Source organism: Leptospira ognonensis (assembly GCF_004770745.1).
Classification (GTDB): Bacteria; Spirochaetota; Leptospiria; order Leptospirales; family Leptospiraceae; genus Leptospira_A; species Leptospira_A ognonensis.
In genome coordinates this window covers 280,786-305,164 of record NZ_RQGD01000022.1, presented here as the reverse complement: position 1 = coordinate 305,164, position 24,379 = coordinate 280,786, and the positions used below count along the sequence as shown (strand labels likewise).

General features: G+C 38.6%; 20 protein-coding genes. 10 read left to right on the top strand and 10 right to left on the bottom strand.

What is annotated here, in order from left to right; genetic code table 11:
- The first annotated feature begins 51 nt into the window (after positions 1-51).
- Complete coding sequence (locus tag EHQ58_RS07335; RefSeq protein ID WP_135623225.1) at positions 52-825, top strand: enoyl-CoA hydratase-related protein; 774 nt, start codon at positions 52-54, stop codon at positions 823-825.
- A 3-nt stretch (positions 826-828) separates the two neighbouring features.
- Positions 829-1,347 (top strand): dCTP deaminase, encoded by a 519-nt coding sequence (dcd, locus tag EHQ58_RS07330; RefSeq protein WP_135623224.1) that lies wholly within the window; start codon positions 829-831, stop codon positions 1,345-1,347.
- Between the two features lie 47 nt (positions 1,348-1,394).
- Here dcd and EHQ58_RS07325 read toward each other — a convergent pair whose 3' ends face one another.
- Positions 1,395-1,919, bottom strand: a complete 525-nt coding sequence (locus EHQ58_RS07325) for a DUF2147 domain-containing protein (protein WP_135623223.1) — start codon at positions 1,917-1,919, stop codon at positions 1,395-1,397.
- Between the two features lie 154 nt (positions 1,920-2,073).
- Between EHQ58_RS07325 and EHQ58_RS07320 the strand changes: the two genes are divergently transcribed.
- Positions 2,074-3,513, top strand: a complete 1,440-nt coding sequence (locus EHQ58_RS07320; protein ID WP_135623222.1) for a methyl-accepting chemotaxis protein — start codon at positions 2,074-2,076, stop codon at positions 3,511-3,513.
- Here EHQ58_RS07320 and EHQ58_RS07315 read toward each other — a convergent pair.
- Together EHQ58_RS07315 and mpl36 are read right to left on the bottom strand one after the other, a co-directional pair.
- Positions 3,510-6,737 (bottom strand): SpoIIE family protein phosphatase, encoded by a 3,228-nt coding sequence (locus EHQ58_RS07315; RefSeq protein WP_135623221.1) that lies wholly within the window; start codon positions 6,735-6,737, stop codon positions 3,510-3,512. The genes EHQ58_RS07320 and EHQ58_RS07315 overlap by 4 nt on opposite strands.
- A 141-nt stretch (positions 6,738-6,878) precedes the next feature.
- Positions 6,879-7,763: an RlpA family plasminogen-binding lipoprotein MPL36 gene (gene mpl36 / locus EHQ58_RS07310; protein WP_135623220.1), complete on the bottom strand. Its 885-nt coding sequence runs from the start codon at positions 7,761-7,763 to the stop codon at positions 6,879-6,881.
- A gap of 85 nt (positions 7,764-7,848) precedes the next feature.
- Between mpl36 and EHQ58_RS07305 the strand changes: the two genes are divergently transcribed.
- Both EHQ58_RS07305 and EHQ58_RS07300 read left to right on the top strand, forming a co-directional pair.
- The gene (locus tag EHQ58_RS07305) at positions 7,849-8,778 is read left to right on the top strand and encodes a tetratricopeptide repeat protein (RefSeq protein WP_246047216.1); all 930 of its coding nucleotides are present in this window, start codon (positions 7,849-7,851) and stop codon (positions 8,776-8,778) included.
- A complete protein-coding gene (locus tag EHQ58_RS07300) occupies positions 8,775-9,689 on the top strand; it encodes a tetratricopeptide repeat protein (RefSeq protein ID WP_135623219.1) in 915 nt (304 codons plus the stop codon). Before EHQ58_RS07305 ends, EHQ58_RS07300 begins: the two co-directional genes overlap by 4 nt.
- On the opposite strand, the gene folP is transcribed toward EHQ58_RS07300, so the two are convergent.
- Positions 9,675-10,616 (bottom strand): dihydropteroate synthase, encoded by a 942-nt coding sequence (folP, locus tag EHQ58_RS07295; RefSeq protein ID WP_246047215.1) that lies wholly within the window; start codon positions 10,614-10,616, stop codon positions 9,675-9,677. The genes EHQ58_RS07300 and folP overlap by 15 nt on opposite strands.
- Between folP and EHQ58_RS07290 the strand changes: the two genes are divergently transcribed.
- The 5 genes from EHQ58_RS07290 to EHQ58_RS07270 are packed head-to-tail and all read left to right on the top strand — an operon-like array spanning position 10,591 to position 16,510.
- Complete coding sequence (locus EHQ58_RS07290) at positions 10,591-12,609, top strand: OmpA family protein (RefSeq protein WP_135623218.1); 2,019 nt, start codon at positions 10,591-10,593, stop codon at positions 12,607-12,609. The two genes, folP and EHQ58_RS07290, sit on opposite strands and share 26 nt — an antisense overlap.
- A 1-nt stretch (position 12,610) precedes the next feature.
- On the top strand, positions 12,611-13,735 hold the full coding sequence (locus tag EHQ58_RS07285) for a DUF1577 domain-containing protein (RefSeq protein ID WP_135623217.1): 1,125 nt from the start codon (positions 12,611-12,613) through the stop codon (positions 13,733-13,735).
- 26 nt (positions 13,736-13,761) lie between these two features.
- Positions 13,762-15,075, top strand: coding sequence for a histidine--tRNA ligase (gene hisS / locus EHQ58_RS07280; protein WP_135623216.1), 1,314 nt, complete (start codon positions 13,762-13,764; stop codon positions 15,073-15,075).
- Complete coding sequence (locus tag EHQ58_RS07275) at positions 15,072-15,599, top strand: phosphatase PAP2 family protein (RefSeq protein ID WP_135623215.1); 528 nt, start codon at positions 15,072-15,074, stop codon at positions 15,597-15,599. Before hisS ends, EHQ58_RS07275 begins: the two co-directional genes overlap by 4 nt.
- 14 nt (positions 15,600-15,613) lie before the next feature.
- Positions 15,614-16,510: a lysophospholipid acyltransferase family protein gene (locus EHQ58_RS07270; protein WP_135623214.1), complete on the top strand. Its 897-nt coding sequence runs from the start codon at positions 15,614-15,616 to the stop codon at positions 16,508-16,510.
- A 54-nt stretch (positions 16,511-16,564) separates the two neighbouring features.
- Here the strand turns inward: EHQ58_RS07270 and EHQ58_RS07265 are convergent, their stop codons facing one another.
- The 6 genes from EHQ58_RS07265 to argJ all read right to left on the bottom strand — a co-directional run bounded on the left by EHQ58_RS07265 (position 16,565) and on the right by argJ (position 24,375).
- Positions 16,565-17,689 (bottom strand): Re/Si-specific NAD(P)(+) transhydrogenase subunit alpha, encoded by a 1,125-nt coding sequence (locus tag EHQ58_RS07265; RefSeq protein ID WP_135623213.1) that lies wholly within the window; start codon positions 17,687-17,689, stop codon positions 16,565-16,567.
- The gene (locus tag EHQ58_RS07260) at positions 17,686-18,624 is read right to left on the bottom strand and encodes a UDP-glucuronic acid decarboxylase family protein (RefSeq protein WP_135623212.1); all 939 of its coding nucleotides are present in this window, start codon (positions 18,622-18,624) and stop codon (positions 17,686-17,688) included. The genes EHQ58_RS07265 and EHQ58_RS07260 overlap by 4 nt, the downstream gene beginning before the upstream one ends.
- Positions 18,625-18,686: 62 nt before the next feature.
- Positions 18,687-19,568, bottom strand: coding sequence for a M50 family metallopeptidase (locus EHQ58_RS07255; RefSeq protein ID WP_246047213.1), 882 nt, complete (start codon positions 19,566-19,568; stop codon positions 18,687-18,689).
- A gap of 18 nt (positions 19,569-19,586) precedes the next feature.
- The gene (locus EHQ58_RS07250; RefSeq protein WP_135623210.1) at positions 19,587-21,956 is read right to left on the bottom strand and encodes a PP2C family protein-serine/threonine phosphatase; all 2,370 of its coding nucleotides are present in this window, start codon (positions 21,954-21,956) and stop codon (positions 19,587-19,589) included.
- Entirely contained in the window at positions 21,953-23,224 is a 1,272-nt protein-coding gene (locus tag EHQ58_RS07245) for a hypothetical protein (RefSeq protein WP_135623209.1), read from the bottom strand. Before EHQ58_RS07245 ends, EHQ58_RS07250 begins: the two co-directional genes overlap by 4 nt.
- Positions 23,221-24,375, bottom strand: a complete 1,155-nt coding sequence (argJ, locus tag EHQ58_RS07240; protein ID WP_135623208.1) for a bifunctional glutamate N-acetyltransferase/amino-acid acetyltransferase ArgJ — start codon at positions 24,373-24,375, stop codon at positions 23,221-23,223. Before argJ ends, EHQ58_RS07245 begins: the two co-directional genes overlap by 4 nt.
- Between the last annotated feature and the right edge of the window lie 4 nt (positions 24,376-24,379).

Genomic DNA, 24,379 nt, shown 5'->3' with positions numbered 1-24,379 from the left:
GGAATTTCTTTACACGATTTCATTTCAATTTTTACCATGAAAAAGAAATCCATGCCACTGATAAATTTCGTACTTAATCATGATTATGTCGCAACAATTCGTTTCCAGCGTCCTGAGGCAAAAAATGCAATCTCACGTGTTTTCCTGTCCGAGTTTTGGAAGGCCGTCCGCGAGGTAGCAGCATCCAAGGCACGAGTTCTGATGATCGTCGGCGAGGGGGATGCATTTTCAGCAGGTGCAGATTTGAAGGAGCGAATTGGCTGGAATGAGTCAGAAGTCGTAAAATTTCTAAACGACTTTAAAGATTGTCTCCACGATCTTGAAAATCTACCGATTCCATCCGTTGCATGCATCAATGGTTTTGCATTTGGGGGGGGACTCGAATTAGCGCTTGCCTGCGATTTGAGATTTGCTTCGGAAACCGCACTCGTGGGACTGACAGAAACAAAACTTGGGATCATTCCGGGGGCTGGTGGGACACAGCGCTTAACACAGCTTGTCGGTATGCAAATGGCAAAAGAGTGGATTTTTACTGCGAAAAAGATTCCGGCGAAACTAGGTTTAGAAAAGGGATTGTTCAATGATATTTTTTCTAAGGAAAATTTTGAAGGTTCCTGTTTGGCGGTTGTTCAGGACATTGCGGCCTCAGCTCCTCTCGCCGTTAGAGCAGCAAAAAAGGCGATCAATGTAGGCATAAGTTTGAGTTTAGAAAGCGGATTAGAGTGGGAGCGAATTTGTTATTTCGAAACCCTGCGTACGAAGGATAGAACGGAAGCCTTGGAAGCGTTCAAAGAAAAAAGAAAACCAAATTTTATTGGGGAGTGAATTGTGATCTTAACTGGAAAAGAAATATTAAAACGACTTGGGAATGATATTAAAATTGAGCCCTATGATGCAAAATTACTAAACCCTAATTCATACAACCTATGCCTTCACGAAGAATTATTAGTTTATACGAATTTTCCGTTAGACATGAAACAACCAAATCCAACTGAGAAGATAATCATTCCCAATGAAGGCTTTCTACTAGAACCAGGTAGACTTTATCTCGGTCGGACCATTGAATTCACCGAAACACATAATTTAGTTCCAATGTTAGAGGGAAGATCTTCCATCGGTCGATTAGGAATGTTTGTACATATCACAGCGGGTTTTGGCGATGTGGGATTTAAGGGATTTTGGACTTTAGAAATCCAAGTCATTCATCCATTGCGTGTCTATGCGGGTGTTCAAATTTGTCAGATTTTCTATCATACAGTAGAAGGTCAGATTGAAGAATATAAATCAGGAAAATACCAAGCGAATCAAGGTATCCAACCATCACTTCTTTATAAAGACTTTGAGTAACATTTGCCTGGTTCCTTAGAATCCAGGCAAATTCACTAAAGAAAAGATTATTTTTTTGTTTTAAAAGTACAATCCCATTTTGGCTCGTCTAAGTTAACGCCAGATAACTTAACCCAAGAGTTCGTTTTTCCGATGAAGGAAAGCGAACATAACGTACCCTTTAGATCCAACTTATTTCCACCATCAAGGGATGTAAATTTTCCACAATATGTCTTTCCATCACGTGGATTGTAAATCCGACCGTTTTTATATACGCCTTCACCGACGTAATCGAAGCCAGAGATAAATACCATACCAAGATTGGGACGAGTTCTCAGCCTTGGATCTTCGTTATTGTGATCCAAGTAAGGGGTACCAACAACACCTTTGTCTTTTTCTTTTTCTTGGTACGCATTGTCCTTGATACAAACCGTTTTTCCACAATACTTTTCCCCACACTTAAAAATCTCGATTACAGAATCTTTTTCTGGTGGTAAATAGCGACCAACCGCGACGTCTGCTTCTTGGGCAGACACTGACGTAGAGAGGCCAAACGCGAACAGTCCAATAGAGAATACATGTTTTAAATTCATACTCATCCTTTGCTCATCTTGAGTTTTGATTCACATATTCTATATGATTGGCAGAACTATGGCAAGCTGGTTTTATATGTTTTTTTAGTAGGATTAAAATATAATGTAGTCCTAAATGCTTGATCATTTTAGGCAGCCTGTTCATCTTAAAGGAATGATAAAGATTCCATTCTTCGGTAGAGATAAGTTAGCAAAATTTCTAAAGGAGAATCAATCTAAGATTGAGTACAAGCTATTAACCAACCAGCCTATCGAAGTTCAGAATTTTTCTGAGGTTGAAACTCTGTTTCGATTCCAAGGTCGCCTAAGAGAAAAGATCGTTCAATCAGCGGATGCGATTTCTGTCTCGATATTAGGTTCCACAGCGAGTTTGAAAAACATCCAAGACTTTCAGGGGGAGATTGTAGATTCACTCGCCCATTTTAGCGATATTTCTATGAATTTGGCAAGCAGCACCGAAGAGTTAGATGCTGTACTTCATAATGTTTCCGAACAGGTAACAGGGGCGATCGAAGCTTTCGATGAAACGGGTCGAAACACTCAGGATGTAATACTAAGTTTAAAAGAGACCGTAACTGCGGTATCGAAGGTTTCATCGCAGTCGAAAATGATCAAAGACGAGAATGAGAAAAACCAACAGGAATTCCTTGATTTGTTTAAAGACTTAGAGCAGATCAGTAATAACATAAATCTCGTTAAAGAAATCTCGGAAAAAACGAACCTTCTCGCTTTAAACGCATCTATTGAGGCAGCGCGAGCTGGAGACCAAGGTCGAGGATTTGCTGTTGTTGCGGATGGTGTTTCAAAACTTGCTGAAAACACGAAACTCGCAGTGAAAACCATCCAACAATCTGCAATTCAAATGAAAGCACGCTTCAGCAGCTGGCAAGATAATGCAATGAAACGAGTGAAAGCCATCAATGAGATCATCGATGAGATTGAAATCATCAACTTCTCTATTTCGGGCAACCAGAGTGAATCCTCTTATACCTATGAGAAAATTTTAGAGCTGATCAAACAGTTTCATGAGTTGAAGCAAAAATTAAAGGAGATTGGTAGTGCATCGGAAAACATTGCCAATGACTCGACGAGTATCTCCTACAAAGTACAAAACTTATCTGATAAAAGCATCTCAACCAAAAATGATTTTGAAATTATATTCGGTAAAATAAACGACACAGTGAAAATGATCACCAACCAAAATTCAGTTTGGTTATTAGAGTTCATTTTCGCAAGAAGAATGGATCACATCAACTGGGTTCAGGCAGTGGACAAGGCTATTGCGGCAAATGACGCGACTCAGCTACCTCAATTAAATCATAAACTTTGCAAAATGGGATTATGGTATTATCAAAGCGAAGTGATTGATCCGAAACAAGCCGAAATCCATAGAAGTTTGGAAATTCCGCATCACAAGCTTCATGCGGCCGCAATCGAAATAAAGAATGCCATCTTATCTAATGATAAAGACAAAATAAAAACGGAACGTCAAAACCTTCAGGCAATATTCCAGCAACTAGCTGGAATATTTGACGAATACCTAAGATTTTTGGAAAATAAATCCACCCAAGATTTCTACAATCATAGCAACTAGTTCATACTAGTTGCTTTATCGAGTAATTTTGATAGTTTGATCACGTTCTTGTTATCTGGATCAAGTGCCTGAGCACGTGTTACATAGGTTAAAGATCTATCTACATTACCCATAAGTCTGCTAACGTCGGCCAAGTTCACCAGATTCTGTAAATTTTCAGAGTCTAGTTTATGTGCCTGATGGGCTGCATCCAAAGCGGTCTGATAATTCCCGAGTTTCTTTTCGGACATGGCAAGGTAATACCAATATTCTGAAATATCGGGATTGTCTTTCAGGAATTCAGTAAGAACCTTCGCTGCTACACGATAATCCTTTCCTTTGTAACTAACCAATCCTAAAAACTTATTCATTTTTTGGTTCGTTGGGTCAGCTAGGAAGGCTTTGTACATGACGCTAATCGCTTGTTCAATTTCACCGTTTTGGTAATAGACTTTGGCCTCTTCAAAGGCACCAGCAGTCGTTAGCGAAGCATCCCAGTTGTCTTTAGGTGGATCAAAGACGTTATCTGAAGAAACGGTTTCTGGTTGGTATCTCTCTGGGGATATTGAGCTTCCCACTTTCTCTGATTTGAAAGTGATGCTGAGCATCGACATATCATCGGTGAGTTCTCCCAGTGTTTTCAGTAAATTCTCCGTTTCGTAAATATCGCCCTTTGCCTCTTCGACATATTTTAAGACTAAGAATTCATCTTCATTGATGGTTCGCACATCTTCATCAGGTGTTAAGTCAATATCATCTCTACCATCGGATGCTAGAATGAGCTGATCACCTGGCAATAATTGAAACGTTTGGACTTCGAAAGGATATTCAGAATCCAAACCGAGTTTTCGAAGTTTTAGTTCCTTTTCAATGAAGGAAGCTTTGCCATCACGATAAAGGATACTAAAAGGATGTTCCGCATTGAAGAACCAGATTTTACCTGTCTCGTCGTCAATGAGCATAACGGTGGCTGAGATCACCATCGTTCCGCTAAAGGTCTTAAAGACCATGTTCACTTCTTCGTATACATCTGTGAGCCATTCTTCTGGTGTTCGATTTAGAATGCGCTTGTTTCCTGCGGAACGAGCCATGATGGAATTCATGACTACACCCATGACGAGAGATCCACCAGCACCCTGCATGGATTTTCCCATAGCATCGCCATTCATAATCATCGTATAACGACGAAATTCTTCAGGCTTTCCTAGCTTAAGGTTCCCTGTGATACAGATATCCCCACCTAAATCGCCAGTCTTATTTCTAAACTCAAAAGTCTTTTTTTGGTGAACGAAAAAATCAGATTTGATATTTTCAGATTTGTTCGCGTTAAAAAATAGAGGCTTAGCGAGTAAGGATGTTAAGAAATAATCTCCATCTTGCTGAACTTTCAAGCGGTGGATTTCATCCATTTTTTCCTGAAGTTCTTTGGTTCTTTCTTTTACTTTTTCCTCAAGATTTTCTGCATAATCTTGCAACTCTCTTCTCGCATCGCGAATCGATGTTACCATGCCATTGAAAGATTCTGTAAGATAACCGATCTCATCATTTACTTGGATCGGTACTTCCACTTCCATGTTTCCCTGGTTAACCTTTTCAACGCCGGCAAGTAGACTGTAAAGTGGGTTTACCAATGTTGCCCGAAAGAAAAGTGGGAAAACTAATAATAATACAACAAGAACGATTGCAAGAATCACAAGTTCAAGCCTTGCAGATTTATGCATATACTCTCGATAATCCCGATAATTATATCCGACTTCTCGAATGGTCTTCTTTTTGCCGTCATATGCCATATAGGCTACGTAATGCGAAATGCCATCGAGGTCTTTTCTATAGTGGCGCGTAAGATCTGGTTTGAAATAGCGAAAAAATTTAAGGAATTCTAATCTAAGATCGCGTTGTGATATTTCTTTGCCATCCCATTTACATTCATTGATATGGTTGAGAATAGCGTCTTTGAAAGCACTTACGTTTTTAACTTTGTTGATGTATTCAACGCCATCTTCACAAAATTTATCAACGGCTATGTCAGATAATTTGTTCGTGTTGATGAAAGTATTTTTGTTCAGTTTATCGATTAAAAGGTTAACTGCTGATTTTAATTCAGCATTTTCTAAGTCAGGGTTTTCATCGAGAAATGCGAGTATCGAATTTTTATATCCCTCGAAAAAATATGCCGTCTTAGAAATTTTCTCTGTTAATAATTTTCTGAACCCATTTGACGGTAGTAAGGCGATCTCTGCATAAAGTTCCGTATTATATAAGTCAGCCTGAACGAGTTGTAGATCGAGATTGATATTGTCTGGGTATAAACTTTTTTTAATGGATTCTGTGGCACGATCATATTCCAGTATAAACAGAATATCTGGAGATTTTTCTCCTCCTTCGAGAGCACGTAGGGATTTTTGAATTGAATAATTATCGAATGCTGTTTCTTTCTCTTGGTCCACGAGAAAACTAAATGCCTGCATGATGATGAGAATCGTTACAAATGAGATGCCCACGATCTTAATCATGAAAGTGGTTCGTTCTTTACTGGTATTGATAAAGATGAGAGTGATGAGAAAAAAAGCTATCGTGAATAACAAAACAAGAGAAGTGAGGTATGTGGATCTTTCCATGGCACCATCACGACTCATAACGTTGGTTAAGTTAGGAACGATCGCTGCCACCAATTGAGCGATAACCATTAATAATAAGGCACGTCTTTTCCCCCTCGGCATCGAATAAAGACGTATTGAGGGAAGAATGATAAAGGTTAAAACCGAGTAGGCTAATATACAAAGGCTTAAAATTCTACTCGCGCGCTCTGCATTAAAATCCCAGTGATGGGCAGTGAAGTGATATTTTTTTTCGCTAATCCCTGTTTGGTAAAAAAACCATATAACTACAATGGTAGCTAAAGCATAAGTTACATATAAAATGATATCTGCAATTTTTTTACCTTCATTGTCAGGAAATCGGAATGAAAACTGACCTAAGTGAATGATCGCAAACAAAATTAACCCACCCGTCAACCATCTGTGGTAAGCTGCAATCGGATGATAATAGAAGGCTCCTAACAGATAACCAAATTGAAACAAAGCAAGAAACAAACAGCCCAAACCGAGGTGTTTTGTGGAGGCAGTTTTGTCCTTTAAGGTTAGGAAAAAAATTGAAAGTAGACCAATGAGGACCGTGACAATCAAACTTCCGAAAGTATAATAATTGGTTAATATGTGTTGGATGGATAGTGTGTGTTCACTCATAGTGGGGCTTCTAGAAAAGATGGTATTTCTGCAAAATCGTAACAATATTGCTATCTAAAGCAATACATTTTCCAATAAGTAAACAATTCGGAAATTTATTCCGAATTGTTTCTTACGATTCCAGGAAGATTCAAAGCAAAGCTATTTGCTCGGGATAAAACAATCGATCCCGTCGTATTTCATTTTCGTCTTTAGACTTTCTGCTTTTGTTCTGTCAGTGAAATCCCCAACTTGAACTACGAATTTTCCTTCGCGTGGATAAACAAAAACGATCTGGTTGTATTCAGATTTTAGAGTTTCTTTGTACTTATTTGCCCGTTCTTGCTCTTTAAAAACACCCACCTGAACGGTGTATCCTTTTGGATTTGCTCCGCTCACGGGAGGTTTTGCCGTGATGTTTCCTGGTTTGATGGGAGTCATTTTCTCAGGTTTTGCTGGAACATCATCCAATAAATCAGCATCATCTAACTCAGTATCCATGTCCTCTGCGACTTCGCCTTTTTTCAGAACACGAATCCCGACTTTCGTAATCCCCTTTTCCTTGAATTCTAAGACTTCTGCTGTTTTTTCAGAAACATCTACAATCCTCTCATCCACGAAGGGACCTCGATCGTTGATTCTAACGATCACTTCTTTATTGTTCTCAAGATTCTGAATTTTTACCATCGAGCCAATCGGTAGGGTACGATGAGCACCTGTTAATTTTGCTCTGTCAAACGGTTCCCCACTTGCCGTGGCTCTACCTTGAAATTTGATGCCATACCAGGAAGAAAGTCCCACTTCATCAAAGTTTCCTGATGAATTTGCTTTTTTTTCTGGTAAAGCAACTGGATCGATTGTCGCTTTTGACTTTGTATCCATATCATCGATCACGGATTTCGCGACTGCATCCTCTCGACTTTTTTGAGATCTTTCGAAGAAAATATCTTCAGGATCGCCGGATGCACTATAATCTCTCCTCGTTGCGTCTGTTGAGGAACAAGAAATCAACCATAGTATTGTTGAAAAGATAAGGAACTTTTGCATAATACTCCCCTTTCTATTGGAATCTTACTTTCTATTTCGGACGGTTTTTCAGTTTTCCTTTAGAATTTTCTTTCCTAAATGAATTTTGCTTTCGATACTTCAAGGGATGGCTATCCCAGAAACTCAGGCGCTATACAACGAAGCTGTTCGATTAGAGAAATCGGGAAAGCTCAAAGAAGCAAAAGAGACGTACCAAAAAATCATTGCCGAAGATACTTCCTTTCATCTCGCCTATCAAAATTTAGGTGCCATTGCTGCCAAGGGTGGAAATCATTCGGAAGCCATAGAATTTTTTTTACGTGCGATCAAACTATCGCCAGATTATAAAAATTATTATAACGTAGGCGTATCATTTTATCGCTTAAAAGAATACGAGAAGGCCATACAATTTTTAAAACAATCCTTACATTTGGATAAGAGATTTGTATTGGGTCACTTGCTTCTCGCCCAAATCTATCAAATCTTAGAGATTGATGAAAAAACAGAAATTTATCTGACAAATGTGATAAAGATTGATCCGAATCACAAATCGGCTTTAGGAGGGCTGGCTATGTATTATTACGAAAGGAATCGTTACCCAGAAAGTCTTAGAATGTTAGAGAGGTACTTGCTCTTATATCCAGGAAACTCTCAACTAAAAATAATCCAATCAGAAGTTCTAGCCAAACAAGGAAATTACAAAGCCTCCGCGAATATGTTAGTTGAGATGGCTAAAACAGATGCAGGATTTACGAACTTCAACCAAACTCTTGCGAATGCATGGCAGGAAGAAGACGAGATATCGAAAAAAAGTTTAGAAAGAATTCAAGGGACTGCCAAGAAAAAGCTTAAAGAATTTCAGACGAAATTAGAACTTTCGAGAGAAAGCCCAGAAGAATTTACCCCTCCAGAACCTCAGGAAGCACTGGATTTGAGTTTGCTCTATCTCTTCAACGGAAACCCAGAAAAAGCGATGCAATATTTAGTCTATGCCCAGAAGATGAAGGAAAACACGGACCCGACAGGCTCTTCTTGAAACAGAATTTTCTCTTACCCATCCTCCTATTTTTCGCGCATTGCACCTATCCAGTGAAAAACCAGGAGATCATCGAGACGGACAAAGGGTTTATTTTTCCGGCTCAAGATAGCCCTGTCTTCGCTTGCAATTCGCAAGGTATCAAAGCGGCCAAGCTAGGACAGATTGAAATAGCAGAAACTTCATTCGATGAATGTCTGCGAAAGAATCCGTCGCTTGTCATTTCTCATTTAAACCGATCACGTCTGTATTTTTTATTAGAAGAATATGAGACACTAAAAATCAAAATCGTGACGGAAGCGCCTAAGCCAGGATCTATTTTATATACGACGATCCTAGAAGATTTAAACAAATCCTTACGTTGGGAAGAAAGAGTCATCATCTTAGATGCACTTTCTAGAATCAAGGGCTGGGAATTATATAGCTTTGAAGAAATGGCTAAATACTATATGTCCCAAGGAAACCTGAGTTTTGCTGCAAGCTATTGGAATCAAATATTAGAAGTGAATCCGTTTCATGAGGAAGCGCTGTATGGAATGGTTGAGATACAGACAGAAATGGGGAAATGGCATACTGTTTTGGATTATGCGAAATCACTATCCGTTGCTGCGAAGAAGAATAAAGATTTTCACTTTTATTATATAAAGGCAAACTTTGAGCTGGGTCGCTATACTGAGGCACTTCGTTGGATCAACTTAGCAAATGCGAATGAGAAATCTCAAATTACATTTTTAGAGATATGGCGGGATTGTCTGTTACTTACCAAAGACAATCCGAACTGGGAACCGCTTTTGCCTTACTATCGCAAAATCAAAAGCCAAGGGTATACCATTCCCGACTCGATTTTTTTTCCCACTTTGGATGCTTCAAGTAAAGAGTTAAGAAAGGCGATTCGGTCAGGCAGACAATAGATCTAACTTTTGTAAAATCGCTTCCGCTTGCTTGACTTTTAAGACATTATGAGTGCGAATCCATGGTATTTTTTTCTGCAAAAGGAAGATTTCAGCCGCTAGAGTTGCAAATTCTCTCTCCAATGGTGGAATCCCACCTAACGCATTACTTAAAAACGATTTGCGAGAGACGCTAACCATCAGGCGGGGAAATTCGCAAAGAAGTTTATCAAGATTCTTTAAAACTGTAAAAGATACCTCTGGATCCTCACTGAGGAAAAAACCCATCCCTGGATCGAGGTAGATCCGTTGTTCCCGCACTCCCCAACTTTTTATTTCTTTTTGCCGATCGAGAAAAAAAGAACGAATTTGATCCATCACATTGGCAGGTGTCAAAGAGGAATTTTGTTTGGCGATTCCCTGTGTGTGTGAATGCATGACGACTAAAAAAACTGATTCCCGTTTGGCGAGCTCATCTTGCAAAAGTGATTTTGCATCTGGATGCGTGAATCCAGAGATATCGTTCAAACAATGAACACCGTATTCCAGACCTTTTTTTTGTACTGCTGGTCTAAAACTATCCAAACTGATCCGGATGTTTTGTTTGGAAAGGAAGGGAAGAATCGATCGTATACGGTTCCATTCTTCCTCCTCGGTAATTAGTTGCGCTTGTACATTGGAGGATTGGCCAGATATTTCGATCCAGTCGGAACCACTAGATAGAAGTTCGATGGCCTGTCTTTCTGCATTTTCGGGATTTAAAAAGGCTCCGCCGTCGGAAAAGGAATCTTCCGTCACATTTAAAATTCCAAAACATTCACTCATGAAAGAAGGATCCACTTTCAAGGATAAGCTGACAAATCCTTCTTTTTTTACCTTGGCAGAAAATTCCAAGAGGCCGATAGAAGGAAGGTAAAGGCAGATGAAAAAAGCACTCTTTTTATTCATGATATTTGGCATGGGCTTACGTTCTCAACCACTACCCAAGGTCGCAGACGTTCCCTTTTATGGCCCACTCAATACGCAAAATGTAGAATACAATCCTATCATTTCTCCCACCGGTCGTTATTTAGTCTTTCAATCCAATCGTCCCGGCGGGGAAGGGGGGATGGATATTTGGGTGAGTGAAAACACAAGTTATCCTGACCGGATGAAAACACCAGAGTGGGATGCCCCTAAAAATTTTCGTGAATTGAACACTCCGAATTTTGAAGGGATGTTTTCAGTATTATTCAATGAAGAAGAAAAACCTTATGAATTGTATTTTACCTCGTCTCGGTATGAAGATCCCCGTGATCGAAAAAAAAATCGAGATGGTTATGATGGTTTAAATATTTATTATACGAAAGTAAATCCGAGGACAGGACTTTGGTCTTTGCCTGTCCATCTGAATGAAATCAATTCCAATTTTGAAGATAAAATGCCTGCAATCTCGCCTGATGGTTGCAATATGGTATTTTCCTCGAATCGACCCGGGGGTAGAGGCGGTTATGATTTATGGATTTCAAAAAGGAATCCCATTACAAAATTAGAAGAAAAAGAAATAGAAAGGGATAAACCAGCTCTTAACTGTTCAGATGGTGTTTGGCAAAAACCGATCCCAATGGGAAGTATCATCAATTCTGCTAAAGATGAAATCAGTCCTTACTACCATTGGGACGGAAATAGAATTTATTTCAGTTCGAATCGAGATGATAAACACAATAAGTTTAGTTTTCATTTTTCCGAATTTGATGAAGCTACGAATCAATTTCTAAAACCTACATTACTCGGAACCCCATTTAACACAAAACAAGAACTAAGTGGAAATTCGACAGGCTTTCCATTTGATACTCCCGCGGATTATTCGACTTATAGTCTTTGGGAGGAGAGTGATAACGAAGGAATTTCTATCACTTTTGATGATCTTTGGTTCTATTTTGCCTCAAATCGACCTGGTGGGGAGGGACAATTTGACATTTATCGAACCCAAGTTCCTGAAGACCTAAGAAGGAGTTATGAATTTATTTTCCGTGGACTTGTACTTGATGGATCAGAAGCATTGATGATCGGAATTGACGCTACTTTAAAAATTTATGATGAGAAGAAACCGATTCAAATCATAACTTCCAAACGTATCGGTGGCGATCTAACAGGCGAAAATGAGGAAAATTTCAAAACCACGATCAAAACAGGAAAACTTTACCGTGTGGAGGTCAGTTCGCCAGGATTCCAACCTACTGAACTTTTGTTAGATTTGCGAGGCAATGTCGGTAAGAATAAAGAGCAATACTCACGCATTATCCTTCTTCCGATTCGACCGCTCAAGGATGAGAGACCAGATAAAACGATCAAAGGAATCAAGTTTGTTGTCAAAGATAAGAAGACAGATCTACTCATTCCCAATGCAGAGTTGATTTATTTTGACGATGTAACACGAAAAGGAAAAATGATTCCCTCTAAGGATAATGCTTTTATATTGAATTCTGTTCCTATGATCGGGTTTGAAATACTAGCGAAGGCAAAAGGATATAAAGAAGATACATTCATTTTTCCAGTCACCAAAATTCCTGAGTTAGAAGGAAAGGAAACAGTTCTATACTTAAGAAACTTAAACGATTATGATAGCCTATATAACACGATCATTTATTTTCCTTTTAATGAGAGAATTATAAGTGATGAGGATAAAAAGAAACTCGATTTACTTGCAGACTTCCTGATTCGAAACAAAAATGAAATCATCGAGATCGGTGGACATACTGATAATGTTGGCAATAAAGAGTATAACATCGCCCTCAGCGAAGATAGAGCCCTGGCGGTTTACCGATATCTTCGCGAAAAAGGTGTAGCCAAAGAGAAAATGAAAATTCAGGCTTATTATTATTCCCAACCAATGACGGAAAATGAGACGGAAGATGGTCGGGCAAAAAATCGAAGAGTTAATTTTAAGAAAATAGAGTGAAATGATTCAGCCCATTAAAACACATTTTCAAACGGATCGAAAATACGACCCTCTTGCCGCTGCGGGAAATCTTCCAGATTTTTTCAAATCAAGGATGAGCGCCGAGGGATTGTATCTAAAAGGTTTTGACTCTGAGGTAAAACTGAAATTTAAGGGAAATCGTCCTGACGGCTCGCATATTTTTGAAATGGAGGTCGCATTCGAAGTTCCCGGTAAATCCTTCGTAATCTATACAACACCTTCCTATCACGTTGAGCTTGAATATGAGCTCATCAGCCAGAAAGACAGCTTACTTTTAGGCAAACTGATCTCCCCGAAACAAACATCAATTACGAGATCCGAAGACAGAAATAGTAAAGTCTATGGCAATGTACTTGCATCAAATTTCCTAATTGCGAAAACAAATATCGATTTTTCAAAACTTACAGGAGTTAGTTCACAAGTAATTCTGACAGACATTCATCGAAATTTATTAAAGGATTATCCAAAATCAAAAGTTGTATTTCTCGCAAATACAGAACTCGGCGAAGAAGTGCAGTTGCTGAAGGAAGAGAAAAAACCAATTTATGTAATTAATGCTGATGCAATGGAATCAGTAAGTTCAAATGAGTTTTTCGATCTTAAAACATCATTTGAAGAGGATTTCATTCTAGAAGATAAGATTGCGGAATACAAAAGAAAGAAAATGGATTCTTTTATCATGTATCCGATCTTTATTCGAATGAATGATTTGCATTTTTTTGCCTATCTAACCATGGAACAGGAAAAATCACCTGTCCCCTATGAAGTATATGAGAAGTATAAAGAAGTTGAAGCGACATTCCAAGAACGAATCATGGATTCCAACACGCATGTTTTAGACATCAAACAAAATATTTTTAATGTATCCAGAGGCGGTCTGTCGATTGAGATTCGCGATCGTGAGATTTTTAAAGCGCTCAAAGTTAAACCGACTATGACTCTCGATGTAAATTTTAAAATGCAGGCTCCACTTCGGATGGCAGTGGAGCTAAAACATATGGAAGAAGTAAAAGATTATTTTGTCATAGGTTGTCAGATTGTTGGACTGAGTGGAGACAAAAAAGCAAAAGACATTTATTATAGTCTCATTACATTCTTTAGCTAAATATTCCTGGGCATTTGAGGCCTCATTTGAAAGAAAAAAAACTAACCACAGAAAATTATAAAGGGACTCGAGATTTTTTCCCTGCAGACATGAAAATTCGAAATTATCTATTTTCTGTCATGAAGAAAGTCGTAAGGTCTTATGGATATGAAGAGTATGACGGACCCATGATCGAATCTCTGGATCTTTACCGTGCTAAAACAGGCGAGGAAATTGTCGGGAAACAAATTTACAATTTTATTGATAAAGGCGGACGAGAAGTTGCCATACGTCCCGAGATGACTCCAACTGTTGCGCGTATGGTGGCAAGCAAACTACGTGATCTCCCTCGCCCCATTCGATGGTTTTCTATTCCTAATCTTTGGAGATATGAACAGCCTGGTCACGGAAGATTAAGGGAACATTGGCAGCTTAATGTCGATCTTTTTGGAGTAACTCATCATTACGCGGAATTAGAAATTCTATCTTTGGCATGTGATATATTATTTGCATTTGGAGCAAGCAGAGATAGCTTTCGAGTAAAAGTTTCTCATAGGGCCTTGTTAGATGAATTCTTTAAAGAAGGATTAGCTCTTAGATCCGACCAATCCCATGAAGTTTCTAAGATATTAGATAAAAAAAACAAAATCACCAATGAAGAGTATATCTCACTAGTAAATAAGACGATTCCGGAAAATCCTGGAGCTGTTGAGAAGATCAATCAATTTCTGATCTCGAAAATTTCGGACCTTTCGAATATCCCAGGATTAAAACAAGAAACCATTTCAACTTTGACTGATCTTTTTAAAGATTTAGAAAGTATAGGCCTAGGGGATATGGTCGACTTCGATCCTTCCGTAGTTCGTGGATTTGATTATTACACAGGATTTATATTTGAAATATTTGATACGAGTCCAGCCAATAAACGATCCTTATACGGTGGTGGTCGGTATGATAATTTAATCGGGTTATTTTCCAATGATGAACTTTCTGGAACTGGGTTTGGATTAGGAGACGTCACCTTACTAAACTTCTTGCAAACGCATAACTTGTTACCTAGTCTATCGAATGAAAATACTGTTTTTATACCGCTTTTAGATTCGGCTCATTTTTTATTATGTCAATCTATGGCGACCAAGCTTCGAAACGCTGGTATCGCAGTCGATTTATCCCTTACGAGCCAGAAAATGGGAAAACAATTATCTTATGCAGAAAAGAAAGGATACCGTTGGATTCTATTACAAGGCGAAGAAGAAATTGCTAAGAAAACAGTAAGTCTAAAGGACATGCTCAATCGAACACAAGAGGAGTCTTCATTCGAGAATGCTTTAGAAAAGATTTCAATAGAGCTAACGAAATGAAAACTATTTCCGAATATGATCAGGATGCCTCTCTTTGGATAAAAAAATACCTACATCACCCCACCTTATCTTGGTGGCTTTCGCGGATCAACCGGGGTGAAGCCTTTGCCTTAGTTTTGCTGCCACTTATGATCCTTAGCAACAAATATGCTCCTTTATATATATCATTGCCATTAGTCATGATTACTACTTTTATAACTGATAGATTTGTTTTATTTCTAAAAAAGTATTTCGCAAGAAAGAGACCTCTAATTAGTGTTATGGGAAAAACAGATAACAATCCTGATATGAAACATTCATTTCCATCAGCGCACAGTGCAAACTCTATGGTAGTAGGAACGCTTCTTGTTTTTGGATTTGGAGAAACACCTTTTTTTTTATTATTTAGTTTGTTTGCAGGTGTTGGACGATTGCTCACACTTCATCACTTCATTAGCGATATTGTAGGCGGTTGGATAATCGGATTTCTTATGGGTATGATGGGAATATTCGCGTTGAAATACTTTTATATTTACTTCCATTGATTTAAGGAAAAATAATGAAACTCATCGGGCAATTTTTAACTTTTTGTTTGGTTTATCTTTTTTACCTGCCATTTAAAATATTACCATATAAGCTTTGTTTGTCTTACGGAGTATTTCTAACAAGATTGATTTTTCCGTTGGCAAAAAAGCATCAAAAAATTGCTGCTGAGAATATAAAATTTGCATTTCCAGAAAAATCAGAAGAAGAAATTAGAGATTTGGTTAAAAAACATTTTGATCATCTTGGTCATCTTTTGGCACATACACTTTGGGCTCCGAGGATGACCCAAGAGTGGCTTGATAAGTATCTAATTTTAGATGCTGAAAGTTTGGCCATTGAAGATGAGACCAAGAGACAAGGTGTAGGTGTAGTGCTAATCTCTGGTCATCTTGGAACGTGGGAAATTCTAGTACAATTTCTGGGTATACGTATGAAAGGAGGAGGGATCTATAAAAAAGTTAGAAATCCTTTTGTAGATAAGCTACTTCATGATATGCGAGCAAAAAATGGTATTGTTCTTGTTCCCGTTGAAGAATCATCCCAAGTCATTAAAATGCTAAAGGCTGGATATTGGGTAGGTTTTGGATCCGATCAAAATGCTGGTCAGGCTGGTATCTTCGTGCCGTTTATGAACCGTCAAGCCTCCACTTTTGTAGGACCTGCTCTCATGGCATATTTAACGGGCGCAAAGATGTTGTATTATTCTGTATTGAGCGGTGAAGACGGCAAGGTGATTGTCCGAGTAAAGGACCTGGGATTTGTAGACAAAAAATTATATCCAACGAAGGAAGAGGTTCTAAGACACTACACTGAATTATGGACGCGTACTTTGGAGAGTGAAGTACGCAAATATCCTGAGCAGTATTTTTGGGTTCACAGACGTTGGAGAACCCAACCAAAAACAAATTAAGACAAAGTAGGTCTTAAATCAGGGCGAAAAAGCATCAACCCTGCGTTAAGAGTTTCATCCTAAAAGAGACAAGACTCCTTTATGGCGAATCGATCCAGCATCGGCAATTAGGCAGGTGTTGATAATCTCGTCTTCCATATTGATTTGAAACTGTTTTTCTTTATTCACAAACAGTTTTAGGAAATTCAAAATGTTTTTTGCATACATCTTGCTCGCATCCATCGGCTGTGTACTAGGAAGATTCGAGTTTCCAATCACAGTAACTCCATTATGCATTATGGTTTTATCATTTTGGGTTACTTCACAGTTCCCACCCATAACGGCCGCTAAATCAACGATAACGGAACCTTGACGCATTGATTCCACCATTTCTTTGGTAATCAAAACAGGAGCCTTTTTACCTGGAATGAGAGCCGTCGTAATGATGATGTCTGCCTTTTCGGCGAATTTGGCAATGGCCTCTTTTTGGCGACGTTTGTAGTCTTCAGATTGGTCCACCGCATAGCCTCCGCTGGTTGAAGCATCAGCTGCTCCTTCGACTTCTACGAATTTAGCACCCAAAGACATACATTGTTCTTTTACCTCTGGCCTCGTATCAAAAACATCTACTACGGCACCGAGTCTTCTGGATGTAGCAATGGCCTGCAATCCAGCAACACCAGCACCCAAAATGAGAACGCGAGCAGGTGTGATCGTACCTGCCGCAGTCGTTAACATTGGAAAAAAACGACTGTAATTAGAAGCTGCAAGTAAGACCGCTTTATAGCCAGAGACCGTTGCTTGTGAGCTCAGAACGTCCATAGATTGAGCACGAGTGATTCTTGGAATCATATCCATTGAAAAGATTTTAGCTCCATTCGTTGCGAGGTCTTTCATCTTTTGTGGAGTAGCAAGAGGTGCAAGAGTAGCAATATAACACTTATTATTTCCAATTTGTTTTGCAGATGCTGCATCTAACTCGTGTATAGATACAATGATATCAGAATTCGAGAGTATTTCATTGCGAGACGCAATCTTCGCTCCTGCTTTTTCATAATCTGCATCCGAGAAGTAAGCTCTTTCGCCTGCTTTTGATTCCAGAGAAACGGTAAATCCCAATTTACTGAGTGCATCAATGATATCCGGAGTAATCGAAACTCGATTCTCTGCTGAGGGTTCTTGAATGGCGCCAATTTTCATGTTTGTAAACTCTTTTTAAAATATTCGATTGTCTTTTTGATTCCTTCAACTAATGGAACCGTCGGTGTATATTCCAATTTAGCTCTCGCTAATGTTAGGTCGGGTTTTCTTCTTGTCGGATCATCTTGGGGTAAAGGCAGATAAATGATTTTTGATTTTGTACCAACTTCTTTGATTACAAGTTCTGCAAGTTCTTTTACAGTAAACTCTCCATCATTTCCTAAATTTACAGGACCGATGAAGTTATCAGTATTCATCATTTTTATAATACCATTTACTAAATCATCCACATAACAGAATGAACGAGTCTGCGATCCATCGCCATAAATGGTGATATCTTCACCTCGTATGGCCTGCACGATAAAATTGGTAACAACACGTCCGTCATCTGGGATCATTCGTGGTCCGTAGGTGTTGAAAATGCGAATCACTCTGATATCAACTTTGTTGGTGCGATGGTAATCAAAGCAAAGTGTTTCAGCAACACGTTTTCCTTCATCATAACAACTGCGAATGCCAATCGTATTTACATTTCCCCAATAGCTTTCCTTTTGGGGGTGTTCGAGAGGATTTCCATAAACTTCGCTTGTAGAGGCCTGTAAGATTCTGGCACCAACACGTTTGGCTAGCCCGAGCATATTGGTCATTCCGATCACATTTGTTTTGATGGTCTTAATCGGATTGCTCTGGTAGTGAACAGGAGAGGCCGGACAAGCCATATTATAAATTTGATCCACTTCGAGCTTGATCGGATCGGTGATGTCATGTCGGATGAGTTCAAATCTTGGATTGGAAAGGAGATGAGCGAGATTTTGCTTTCGACCAGTATGAAAATTGTCAAGGGCGATGACTTCATTTCCTTCGTTCAAAAGTCTTTCACATAAATGAGAACCGATAAAACCAGCCCCACCTGTGATCAGTATACGTTTTGCCATTAAGATTCTATATTTGCGAATCTACTTTCCTACGCAAATTAAAAAAAACCAATCCCTTCGGTTCAATTGTCTTTTGGAGGTAGATCAAAAAGTAAATTGGGAGGGATGACAACTCCACTTTCTGGGTCTACCCCCCGTTTTTCTAGCCACAACTTTGCCTCTGGTGAGAGATCTCCCGGAAATCTTTCGAAGGAATCCAATGCATTGGTAGCCGTGTGATCTTCCTCATGCCGATGTTCATGGAGTGATCCTTTCAAAAAGTAGTAAATGATCCCGATGCTGAGAAGGGACCATAGCGAGGCGATGAGGTATCCTAGAAATAGTACAGCGACAGGTGTTTCTTCTGCGTTCAAATCTTCAGGGGAAAGTCCAGACATCCAATAGGCAAGAATGCCTGCGTCTGTCTCAGGAAGCTTGTCTGCGAAATCTGAGAGATCGTAAATAGAATAGAGAGAAATACTCGTACCTAAAAAAACAAGTGCCAGAATCGAGATCGATTCACCTAACATACCCGTCACAAGAATCCCCAATCCCCAAAAAATTCCTGTAAAGTATGCAAGTTCACCTAACTTTGAATAAAGAACACTCACAGTAATGAGTAAAAGGCCAAAGAGAATAAGCGTCTGTCTGGCATTATGTCCAGAGAAACCACTTTTAAGCAGGAGTCCTCCGACGAGTGAAGAACCGATATAACCTGCGGAGACGACAAGAATAAAAGAGCCACGGAATGAGGCTGGTATCGCAATGGTTTCACCACCTTCATTGCCATGAAGTGCAATCCCCTTCACCATGCCTCCAGTAAATAAAGCAGCACTCGCGTGACAAATTTCATGAATGAGGACTACAAAATCTTTTAGATAGGAAGTAATCTGGTGGTCCCAAAAAGCAACAAGGCTAAGAATCAGGGAGAGAAAGATGGCGAATTTAAGTGGTTTATCCGACATGATCTCTTTTAGTATCGGCTAGTCCGAGGCAAAAGAAAGAGCGATAAATGTAATATCGTCAGTAACTTCCCGGTCTCCTCGAAATTGATTGATCGTATTCTCTAAAGCCATGGGTAAATCTTTAATCGGCATCTTTGCGTGTTTTTGCAAAAATGCAGTCAATAGCTCTTCTCCGAACAATTCATCATTTTCTCCGAAAGTTTCTGTGATTCCGTCCGAAAATAAAAAGAGTCTCGTGCCGGATGTCATTTTGAGTTCTTGCGCATGATAGTCTGTTTCCAATATACCCAAGACTCGTTGGGTTTTGGCATGGGTGAGAATCTGCCCATTTGGGTTCATTTGTAAAAGCGCTAAATGACCCGCGTTTATGAATCGAAAGGTCTTTTCGTTTGAATCTAAAACACCACCAAGTAAAGTCATAAATTCACTTCCCTTATACCGAGCTCGGAAGAATGAATTGATTTCTCGAAAAAGCCCTTCCAACGAAGTTCCATTGCGTAACTGTTCGCGCACGATCCCTTTAATCGCGCTGACTAGAAAACCAGTTCCAAGTCCATGACCCGCCACATCACCTAACAATATAATCATTTTTGTGGGAGAGATTGGTATGATATCTAAATAGTCCCCAGAAATGCCAACTGCTGGCCGATTCATATAGCCAAATTCAATCCCTTTAATTTCGCTTGGTGCAATGATTCGAAGTGTGTTATCTACGATTGTCGCTGTTTGGATGTCCCGTACGATTTTTCGCTTTTGAATTTCATCTTCTAGTAAGCTGTAATTTTCGATGAGCATTGCCGTGATTTTGACGACTTCATTTATGAATTTTAACTCTCCGATCGAAAAATAATTAGAATCTGCTTTCTCACCTAAAAGGATCATAGCTCTAATCATTTTACGATCTGAGGAGTGTCCGTAAGCGGGAAAGGCCAATTGCACATTTAATCCTTTTAGAAAATTATAAAGTGTCTCCCGAAGTCCGATTCCATATTCTAAATGGGATGTAACAGTCACTCGATCGTTACTTGCAAAAAAATTCCAAATTTCAGATTGAGAGGGGATTCGCATGAAATTGACATTTCGGAGATCTGTCCTTGCGAATTGATCACCTGGAATGAGGATTATTATATTAGAAACATTTAATGTTTCCATTACCGTCTTATTGATGGAAAGGATTGTCTTTCTCATCGATATAGGTTCTGTAATGAGTCTGGTAATTTTTTCAATACCATGACTTAATATGGGATTTTTTTCAAAAAACCAATAATCGATCCATTCCTTAATCTTAAGTTTTATAGGAATCATGTAACACGTTAAAATAAATAACAAGAGTATGTTTAAAAACCAGCGATCTTTGATATACGGTAGTGGGAGAAGATAGTCAACTGTCAGTGCTAATAATATGTAGGATAAAGAAGAAATCGTTACCAATAATAAAGTGATGAGTGTTGGCGTGAAGATTACAAATGAAGGGACAAAGGTATATCTGTATGTTCCATAGAAAAATCCAATGATAAAGAAGATGTAAGTGGAAAAGAAAAGCCATCGGGAAACATGAAACCAAGGTTGCCCGTTGAACAATATCATGGAAACTGGAACAGAGATATATAAGCAAAGCGCAATGAGTAAAGAGATTCTTTTATAAAGTGCATCACCTATGGGTTTAATTTTAATGATATCTTTCGTATTTAAAACGATATTGATAATTCCAAAAAAGAGATTTATCATATGACCCATGTTAGCAATTTGGTCAAGTATCTTTGAGTATGGATTTTCTTGGCTTGCAACGATCGCTATGACGAAGGCAATCAGAAATTGGGGAAGGAGCCACTTTGATGGAATTTCCTTTCCTCGCAAACGGAATATGAGGTGATAATTTAAGAAGGCACCAAAATAAATCGAGAAGAACAGCGGAAAAATCGAAATGGTATACGTTAGCAGGAAAATATTTGAAAATAAAATTACCGAAAAATTGAGGAAAAAAGAGAAGATCAGACCATCGCGCGTTGTGTAAAAGAAATAGACTGCTGTTAATAAACTAAAAAAAGCTAAAATTAAATCTAGATAGAATTTTTTTAAGATATCCAGTTTGAAAAATTCTATTAACTCATACTCTTTCGTTACCACGTTTCCAAATTCATCAATGATCCTTACGACCTTTTTCTGACCGACTCCTAAGGATTTTGATTCTGATAAGCTTAAAATATCCTCCTGAGCGATTTGTTTTCCCCAGATGTCATGATAAGATTCTCCGACATTTACAATTAGGCCTGAGGAATAATAAAAAAATGGGAGCCTAATAGATGTTTCCTGAATGCCTATGAAAGAGAAGAATATCAGCAAAAAAAATATAAAGGATGAAAAAATAGTAATCGATAATTCTCTCATTTTTTGTGATCCGTTATACTAAATCTTAGGATAGGCTGACCCGCATGAAGGACTAAAATTGCACCCCTATCTAATTGAATGCGATTTTTCCAACCTACACTCGCGAGTACTTCCTCATCGTTTGATTCTCTGATGATTTTAAACTGCCTTCCTTCTTGAATGAGATATAATTCGTTAAAATCAATTTTTCCAATGATAAGTTCATATTTATCTTTCCATTCCAGCTTTTGGAAGGTTGTATGAATGAGCTGTTTTATGTCAGCAAATCCTTTTAGGATTCGTAGTTGAGATTGAGAATAGACGACTCCCAAAATATAAGAAAGGATGATCCCAATATGATGGTAGGTTCGTCCTGCGTTAAGTACGACAAAATACCATGAGCCATCCTCTACTTGAAAAAATTCTACAAGGTTTCCATGAGTTCTAGGGTATGCATTGATTTTCCATCCTGGAAGTTCAGGAATGGTCCCTGTTTCTAATAGATCCTGTACTCGATTTGCATACTCAGCTTCCTTTCTGTATTTTTTATTTTCTGCAATGTGATAAGACAATATATGGTTATGTATCGTTACTGCCGATTGACCTGCTAACAAAGACAATGTGTTTGTTGCGTCAGCGTTTGGAATATTAGATACTGCCAAAAAACCAAACAATTTTTCTCGAAAGAGGAACGGATAGATAAAGTTTGCATGTAATTCCATAAAGTCGCTATTGATGTCGGGAGAATTAATCGCATCTGTTACAGAAGAACCTTCCTTTTTATTTTTTAGGTATTCTTTAAAATGTTGTTTAACGATGATTTGTTTTGTAGGACTTAGTTTTTTTTGGCGACCCCGAAAATAAGTATGAAAGTCAAAAGTTCCATCAGGCATTAGAATTGCAATGGTGCCTGAATGGCTTTCTGTTATTTTCACCATATCTGGAAAAACATGCTTGATTAGGGCATCTAAATTAAACTGCTTGATCGCCTGACGAAAAGATTCTGCATCCTCTGTTAAATACTCTGACAAAAATCTTATCCGTAACGACTTTGTTAGTCTCTCAACAAGTGGAAGATAAATTAAAATGGAAACAGCCGATACTAAAACAAAAGACATCTCTAAGCCGTATGTTAAGTCATCCGGAATTTGTTTTAAGATAAGATAATAAGTAAAAAAAACAAGAATGATATACGAGGTTCTAGACAATACTATTGTTAAAGATACTTTGAGTTGGTAACTCGAAGGTAATATTTTTTTAAAGAACAATGAAATCTGTTTCGAATTCATGTTGTATAATATGCGTTTTCTTTGATATAACCTTCAGTTAAATCGCAGCTCCAGAAAGTTTTACTTACATTACCAGCACCAAGCGAAACTTGAATGAAAATTTCTTCTTCTGATTTCAAATACGCGGCCAATTTGTCTTTTGTGACTTTGTCAGCTCCTTTGACCGCAATCCCGCCTAAATAGATTTGAAGTTGTTCATATGGAATAGGTTCATCAAAAACCTTTCCGATGGCCATGACAAAGCGACCCCAGTTCGGATCTGCTCCATAAATGGCAGTTTTTACAAGAGGAGAGTTTAAAATTGATTTGCCGATCTTGGTAGCTTGGCTTTCATCTCTTGCTTCCTGAATGGTACATTCTAATAATTTTGTGGCTCCTTCTCCGTCTCTGGCAATTTTCTTTGATAGATCAATCGCAATCGATTTTAAATTTTCGATGAAAAGGGAGTCAGGAATAGTGCCCGCATAACCAGAGCACATGAGAACTACCGTATCACTTGTTGAAGTATCCGAATCTATAGTAATACAATTATAGGAAACATTTACGACTTCCTTTAAGATTCCAGCTAGATCACCAGATTCTGGCAAAAAATCTGACATGATATAGGAAAGCATGGTCGCCATGTTAGGTTCTATCATACCGGCTCCCTTCGCAATACCATAGATAACTCCCGTTTGCGTGCCGTATTGGATTTCTCGATAAGAAATTTTTTTGCGAGTGTCCGTAGTCATAATCGCTTCAGCTACTACTTCTAAATTACCTTCCTTTAGGTATTCTTTCGCAGTCTTGCAAGCCTCTAGTAGTTTTTCTATAGGTAAGGGTACTCCAATGACGCCGGTTGAAGAAGGGAGAACATTCTTTGGATCGATGCCCAAAGATTTCGCAAGAGTCGTGCAAATATCTTTAGCATTTTGAATCCCCATTTCTCCTGTAGCAACATTTGCATTTTTTGAATTGATGACGATCGCCTGCAGCAGCCCATTGGAAATGTGTTCTCGTCCAACGATGATAGGAGCGCCTGGAAAATTATTTCGAGTGAAGACCGCTGCTGAATTACATACTTTGTCTGCATAAATAACTGAGAAATCGAGTGTATGATCTTTAATACCGATGTTTCGGCCGAAAGAATAGAAACCTTTAGGGTATTTCATAATG

Excerpts from the sequence above, each read along its gene's own strand:
- EHQ58_RS07260 (WP_135623212.1), bottom strand. The coding sequence starts at position 18,624 with ATGGCAAAACGTATACTGATCACAGGTGGGGCTGGTTTTATCGGTTCT.
- EHQ58_RS07315 (WP_135623221.1), bottom strand. The coding sequence starts at position 6,737 with ATGAGTGAACACACACTATCCATCCAACACATATTAACCAATTATTAT.
- mpl36 (WP_135623220.1), bottom strand. The coding sequence starts at position 7,763 with ATGCAAAAGTTCCTTATCTTTTCAACAATACTATGGTTGATTTCTTGT.
- EHQ58_RS07335 (WP_135623225.1), top strand. The coding sequence starts at position 52 with ATGCCACTGATAAATTTCGTACTTAATCATGATTATGTCGCAACAATT.
- EHQ58_RS07290 (WP_135623218.1), top strand. The coding sequence starts at position 10,591 with ATGAAAAAAGCACTCTTTTTATTCATGATATTTGGCATGGGCTTACGT.
- argJ (WP_135623208.1), bottom strand. The coding sequence starts at position 24,375 with ATGAAATACCCTAAAGGTTTCTATTCTTTCGGCCGAAACATCGGTATT.
- EHQ58_RS07320 (WP_135623222.1), top strand. The coding sequence starts at position 2,074 with ATGATAAAGATTCCATTCTTCGGTAGAGATAAGTTAGCAAAATTTCTA.
- EHQ58_RS07255 (WP_246047213.1), bottom strand. The coding sequence starts at position 19,568 with ATGTCGGATAAACCACTTAAATTCGCCATCTTTCTCTCCCTGATTCTT.
- EHQ58_RS07275 (WP_135623215.1), top strand. The coding sequence starts at position 15,072 with ATGAAAACTATTTCCGAATATGATCAGGATGCCTCTCTTTGGATAAAA.
- EHQ58_RS07270 (WP_135623214.1), top strand. The coding sequence starts at position 15,614 with ATGAAACTCATCGGGCAATTTTTAACTTTTTGTTTGGTTTATCTTTTT.
- EHQ58_RS07245 (WP_135623209.1), bottom strand. The coding sequence starts at position 23,224 with ATGAATTCGAAACAGATTTCATTGTTCTTTAAAAAAATATTACCTTCG.
- EHQ58_RS07250 (WP_135623210.1), bottom strand. The coding sequence starts at position 21,956 with ATGAGAGAATTATCGATTACTATTTTTTCATCCTTTATATTTTTTTTG.
- EHQ58_RS07285 (WP_135623217.1), top strand. The coding sequence starts at position 12,611 with ATGATTCAGCCCATTAAAACACATTTTCAAACGGATCGAAAATACGAC.
- EHQ58_RS07325 (WP_135623223.1), bottom strand. The coding sequence starts at position 1,919 with ATGAATTTAAAACATGTATTCTCTATTGGACTGTTCGCGTTTGGCCTC.
- EHQ58_RS07265 (WP_135623213.1), bottom strand. The coding sequence starts at position 17,689 with ATGAAAATTGGCGCCATTCAAGAACCCTCAGCAGAGAATCGAGTTTCG.
- folP (WP_246047215.1), bottom strand. The coding sequence starts at position 10,616 with ATGAATAAAAAGAGTGCTTTTTTCATCTGCCTTTACCTTCCTTCTATC.